This window comes from Cytophagaceae bacterium, assembly GCA_016722655.1.
Taxonomy (GTDB): domain Bacteria; phylum Bacteroidota; class Bacteroidia; order Cytophagales; family Spirosomataceae; genus Leadbetterella.
In genome coordinates this window covers 1-5682 of the sequence record JADKIR010000006.1, presented here as the reverse complement: position 1 = coordinate 5682, position 5682 = coordinate 1, and the positions used below count along the sequence as shown (strand labels likewise).

Sequence of the window (5682 nt, the reverse complement as noted above, 5' to 3'; positions counted from 1 at the left end):
GTCGTCTGGCCTGGCGGCCGCGAACTTCGTACGCCGCCAGCCGCCGTCCGGGGTCATGGAACCGGTCTCGCATGACACGAATCGCCCGGGGTCCACGGACACCGGGCGCGCTGCTAGAGTGCCGCCGTGCCTCCGCGCTACCCCGACGTCACGGGCGCCCTCATCGCCGGCGGCCGCGCCACCCGGCTCGGCGGCGCGGTGAAGGGGCTGCTCCGCCTGGACGGCACGCCCATCGCGGGGCGCTCGCTGCGGCTCTTCAAGGAGCTGTTCGCCGCCTCGCTGGTGGTGACCAACGACCCGCGCCCCTACGCCGTCCTGGGCGCGTCGCTGGTGGCCGACGTCCTGCCCGGCAAGGGCGCCCCAGGCGGCGTCCACGCGGCCCTGACGGCCTCCACCTCCGAGTGGGTCTTCACGGCCGCCTGCGACATGCCGTTCCTGTCGCGCACCTCGGTGGCCCACCTGGTGGAGCGGCGCGCCGGCGCGGCCGCGGTGATGCCGCGGTGGGGAGGGCGGCTGGAGCCGCTCTTCGCCCTCTGGTCCAGGGCCTGCCTCCCCCTGCTCGACGGGGCGCTGCGGCGCGGCGACCCCTCGCCTGAGCTGGCCGAGGTGGTGGGGGCGCGGGTGATCGAGGAGAGCGAGTGGCGCCTGATCGATCCGGACGGGCGGGCCTTCGAGAACGTCAACACGCCCGAGGACGCGGCGCGCCTCGGGCTGGTGGTCCGGTAAGGCGACGCGGCCGCGCCCGGCGGAACCGTGGTACGAGCTGTCCTGGAGGGGAGGCTCCCATCCGCATGCCCGCACCGCACCTCGAGCCGCCACCGGCGGCGCCCCGGACTCCGGTCCAGACGGTCCAGGTCGGGCCGCACCGGCTGGCCTACCGGCGCGCCGGGGCCGGCCAGCCGGTCCTGCTGGTGCACGGCATCACCACCCACTCCTTCCTCTGGGAGGGGGTGCTGCAGCGCCTGGCCGCCACCGGGCGCTACGACGTGGTGGCGGTGGACCTGCTCGGCTGCGGCGCCTCCGACCTGCCGCTCGACGCCTCCTACGCCCTCAAGGCGCACGCCGAGCGGCTGGGGCCGTTCTGCCAGGCGCTCGGCCTCTCCGGCGTCCACCTGGTGGGGCACGACCTGGGCGGCGGCATCGCCCAGATCCTGGCGGTGAACCAGCCCACCCTCCTGCGCAGCCTGACCCTGGTGAACCCGGTCGGCTACGACTTCTGGCCGGTCCAGCCCATCATCGCCCTGCGCACCCCCGTCATCCGCCAGCTGCTGCTGGCGGCGCTCGACCTGGGCGCCTTCGCGGTGCTGGTGCGGCGCGGCCTGTACCACAAGGACCGGGTGGACGCGGCCCTCATGGCCGACTTCACCTCGCCGCTCCGGACCGCCGCGGGGCGCAAGGCCTTCGTGCACTTCGCCCGCTGCCTCGACAACGCCAACCTCATGACGCCTCCTCTTCCGCCATCGCGCGTGTCTGCGAAGGACAATCTGGGCGCGTGCCTGGAGCTGGTCCCCGAGGCCGGCCACACACCCCCTCGACCAGCCTGGGCAGCTGGTTGCGCTCCTTAGGTTCACCTCGGTGCCGCCCGCTGGTGGGGTAAACCAGCGCCTGCGCGACCTGGGGCTTGGTTACTCAGCTGGCCTGAGGAGAATCAGCAGCGGCCGAGCGCCAGGTCGATACCGCCCTGTGGGGCTGGTCTCTGAGCACGTCACCTGTTGGTTGACGCCGCCGGCATCCTGAGGTGGGGCTGAGCAGGTCTTCATCTTGAAGGACGTGCCGTCTGCGCGGTGGGCGACCCTGTGCCGGCCGACGTGTTGTTCTCTTTGTTCACCACGCCCGCAGCGACGCCCGCCTGGACTGTCGCGTCTCTTCGCCCTCGCCGCGGGTGGTGGAGGCGCTGCGCTCCGGCGCGCTGTGCCGTGTGGCGCCCAGTCCGCCGAGGCCGGCCTGGACGCCGCCCTTCCCCGCGCTGGCGCCCGCCTGGCGCGCTCTGCCTTCACCGCCGCACCATGCCGCGCGGCTCTTCCTCTGTGCACGAGGACGATGGGCGCACTCTGGGGACGTCACCCCGCTGCTGGCGCGGGTGGTGGAGACGGTCGCCTCCCGGCTGGAGAACGTGGCGCTGCTGCACGAGCTGCTGGCGCTCAACGCCGCCCTCGACGAGAAGGCGTGGCTCCCCGCACCCGCCAAAGCTCGGGCCGCCAACCAGGAGCTGAGGACGAGGTGGGCGGAGCGGCGCCGCACCGAGAGGCGCTGCGCCGGGCGAGGCGCGCCTGCGGCTGGCGCTGTCGGCCTCGGCCACGCTGGGCGTGGACCAGGACCTGGAGACCGGGCGCCTCACCTGGTCGGAGGGCGCCGCCACGCTGCTGGAAACAGCCCCGGCCACGCTGGAGGCCTAGGTGGCCGCGGTGCACCAGGAGGATCGCGGCCGTGGCGGCGCTGCTAGGCGGCCGCGCCTCGGGCGGCCGGCGCACCCGGCTGGAGCACCACGTAGCCGCCGCGCCGGAGCGCGCTGGCTGGAGCTGCACGCCAGCGCGGTGGCCTGGCCGGCGCGCCGCCCGGGTCACCGGCGTCCTGGTCGACGTCACCGAGCGGCGCCACCTGGAGGACGAGCGGCGCCAGTCGGTGAAGCTCGAGTCCATCGGGCGGCTGGCCGGCGGGGTGGCCCACGACTTCAACAACCTGCTCACCACCATCCTGGGCGTGGGCGAGCTGCTGGCGGCCGACCTCCCTCCCGGCGGCCCGCAGGCGGCCGACCTGCGCACCATCCTGGAGGCGGGGCGCCACGCCGCCGCCCTGACGCGGCAGCTGCTGGCCTTCTCGCGCAAGCAGCAGCTGGAGGTCCACCCCCTGCCGCTGGAGGAGGTGTGCCGCACCTTCGCCCCCATGCTGGCCCGCCTCATCGGCGAGGACGTGGTGGTCCGCCTGGACCTGGACGTGGGCGCCCCGCCGATCCTGGGCGACCGCTCGCAGATCGAGCAGGTGCTGATGAACCTGGCCATCAACGCCCGCGACGCCATGCCCCGCGGCGGCACGCTCACCATCACGGTGGCGGCGGCCCGGTGCTGGAGAGGGGCCACCGGCCCGCCGCCGGGCCGATGGTGCGGCTCGTGAGTGACACCGGCACGGGCATGGCCCCCGAGGTGGCCGCCCGCGCCTTCGAGCCCTTCTTCACCACCAAGGCGCGGGGCCAGGGCACCGGGCTGGGGTTGGCCACGGTCTACGGCGTGGTGCGGCAGCACGGCGGCCACGCGCGGCTGTTCACCGCCCCGGGCGCCGGGACGCGCTTCGACCTCTACCTGCCGGCCGCCGAGGCGGCGTCCGCCCGCCGCGCGCCCTCGCCAGCGGCCCCGCGCCGGCGCCGCTCGGGCGCGGCGAGACCGTGCTGGTGGTGGACGATGAGCCCTCCATCCAGGTGGTCCGCTCCATCCTGGTGCGGCTGGGCTACCAGGTGCTGGAGGCGGAGGGCGGGGCGCAGGCGCTGGAGCTGGTGGAGCAGACGGGCGGCCGGGTGGACGCGCTGCTCTCCGACGTGGTGATGCCCGGGATGCGGGGGGCGGAGCTGGGCCGCGCCTTCCGGGCCCGCTGGCCGGGCCGGCCGGTGCTGCTCATGAGCGGCTACGCGGAGGGGCTGGAGGACGCCATGGCCGGGGCCGACGCCTTCGTGATGAAGCCGCTCACCTTCGACGCCCCGGCGCGCGCCTGCGCGCCGCGCTCGACCAGGGCCAGGGCCGCCGCCGGCCGCAGACCCCCGGTCGCTGGGGCCGCTCGGGCGGTGACCCGGCCTGGCGGGCCGCCTTCCCGTGACGGCTCGGCTGGGCGCGCCGGCTTGGTCCCGCCGCACGGCGTGGCCCGTGCCGTGGCCCGGGCCGTGACGGGGGCCGCTAGCGGGAGCCGGCCGGGCGAGTGGCGGGAGCGCCGGGCGCGGGCCCTCGCGCGTCGGCTGTGGGCGCCGGCGCAGCGGGCGCAGGGCGCGGCCTCGGCCGGCGCCACGCCGGGCGGGCCGCGCGGCGTGCGGGCGCGCCGGCGGGTGAGGCGGCGCCGGGCCGCAGGTCGTCGGGCGGGCGCGCCGGGTCGATGCGCAGCCCCGGCGCGCGCGGATCCGGCACGCGGGCCGCGTCGGCGAAGCGGGCCGCGGCGTGGGTGGCCACCTGGAAGCGGGTCTCGGTGGCCAGGATGATGATCTTGCCGATCTCGTCGCGGGTCACCCCACCGCGGCGGCAGACCAGCGGCAGGATCCACTTGGGGTCGGCCTTCTTCTCGCGGCCGATGGTGAGCCGGAACCACATGGCGTCGCTGGGCGGGCCGGCGCGGGGCGGGCGGGGGCCGCGGGGCGCCTCGCGGGCGGCCCGGGCCGTCTCGGGAGCTCCTCGGCGGCCGGCAGCGCCGCGCGGTGGCGGCGCACCAGCGCCAGGGCCAGCGCCACCGGGTCGCGCCCCTCGAGCAGCCCGACCGCCACCTCGGCCTGCAGGCGGGCGTCGTCCTTCTTGCGGATCTCCTCGGCGCTGGGGACCGGGGCCCACTCGGCCGTCACCCCCGCCTCCCGCAGCATCCGCTCCAGCTTGTAGCGCTCGGCCGGCGCGCACAGCAGCACCGCCTGCCCCTTCTTGCCGGCGCGGCCGGTGCGGCCGCTGCGGTGCTGCAGGGCCTGGGCGTCGCCCGGCAGGTCGGCGTGCAGCACCATGACCAGGGCGCGTCGCGCTCGCGCTGCGCCACCAGGTGGGCCGTAGTCGACGTCGGCGTGGCTCGCGGGCCGGCGTACGGCCACCGCCGGCTCGCGGGTGTACTGGCGCGCCAGGTCGGTGATGGGCTTCGGCAGGTGGCCGAGAAGAGGGATGGTGCGCTGCTCCGGCGGCGAGGCCGAGAGGATGGCCTCCAGCTCTCGCGGAAGCCCATGTCGAGCATCTCGTCGGCCTCGTCGAGCACCAGGGCGCCCAGCCCCGAGAGGTCGAGGGCGCCGCGCTCGATGTGGTCCACCAGGCGGCCCGGCGTGCCCACCACCACGTGCACGCCGATGGCCAGGGCCCGGGCCTCGCGCCGCGGGTCGAGCCCGCCCACGCAGGCCAGCACCACGCCGCCGGCCGGGCCGAGCAGCCACCCCAGCTCGCGCTGGACCTGCACCGCCAGCTCGCGGGTGGGGGGCGATGCCGACCAGGCCGAGCGGCGGGCCGGCCTTGCCGAAGGTGGGCGCCTCGCCGAGCAGCGACTCGGCCAGGCACAGGCCGAAGGCCACGGTCTTGCCGGACCCGGTGCGCGAGGAGACCAGCAGGTCCTTGCCGGCCAGCGCGGGGTCGAGCACGGCCGCCTGCACCGGGGTGGGCTCGGCGTAGCCCTGGGCGGCCAGGGCGCGCTGCAAGGCGGGGGGGCGGGCAGGTCGGCGAAGGTCTTGGCGGGCGCGTCGGCGTTCACGGGGCGGGTCATAGCAGGGGGGGCAGGGGAAGCCCACCCTCGACCCCCGCCCCGCTCGCCTGAGCATGCGGACCTCGTGGCCCACGACCCGCACGCCTCCTGCGCTTCCCCGAGTACCGCGCTCACCGCCGGCATGGCCCCGGCCTTCTGGCCACCCCCGAATCAGAGCGCGGTGCCTGGCTGGCAGGTCTACGGGCTCACCGGCGACCTGGCGCTGGGCCTGCGGGCTTGGCCGAGGCCGTCCCCTTCCTGGTTCTCACCCTGGTGGGCGGGTGG

At 76.5% G+C, this 5682-nt stretch carries 4 protein-coding genes and 1 pseudogene; 4 read left to right on the top strand and 1 reads right to left on the bottom strand.

Annotated elements, in window-relative coordinates; all coding sequences use genetic code 11:
* Positions 1-126: 126 nt before the first annotated feature.
* From IPP61_22095 to IPP61_22080, 4 genes are all read left to right on the top strand, one after another.
* On the top strand, positions 127-726 hold the full coding sequence (locus tag IPP61_22095; GenBank protein MBL0327816.1) for a molybdenum cofactor guanylyltransferase: 600 nt from the start codon (positions 127-129) through the stop codon (positions 724-726).
* A gap of 65 nt (positions 727-791) precedes the next feature.
* Positions 792-1565 (top strand): alpha/beta fold hydrolase, encoded by a 774-nt coding sequence (locus IPP61_22090; GenBank protein ID MBL0327815.1) that lies wholly within the window; start codon positions 792-794, stop codon positions 1563-1565.
* A gap of 862 nt (positions 1566-2427) precedes the next feature.
* A complete protein-coding gene (locus IPP61_22085) occupies positions 2428-3111 on the top strand; it encodes a hypothetical protein (protein ID MBL0327814.1) in 684 nt (227 codons plus the stop codon).
* Positions 3096-3536 (top strand): hypothetical protein, encoded by a 441-nt coding sequence (locus IPP61_22080; protein ID MBL0327813.1) that lies wholly within the window; start codon positions 3096-3098, stop codon positions 3534-3536. The genes IPP61_22085 and IPP61_22080 overlap by 16 nt, the downstream gene beginning before the upstream one ends.
* Before the next feature lie 345 nt (positions 3537-3881).
* On the opposite strand, the pseudogene IPP61_22075 reads toward IPP61_22080, so the two are convergent.
* Positions 3882-5473 (bottom strand): annotated as a pseudogene (locus IPP61_22075) (DEAD/DEAH box helicase).
* Between the last annotated feature and the right edge of the window lie 209 nt (positions 5474-5682).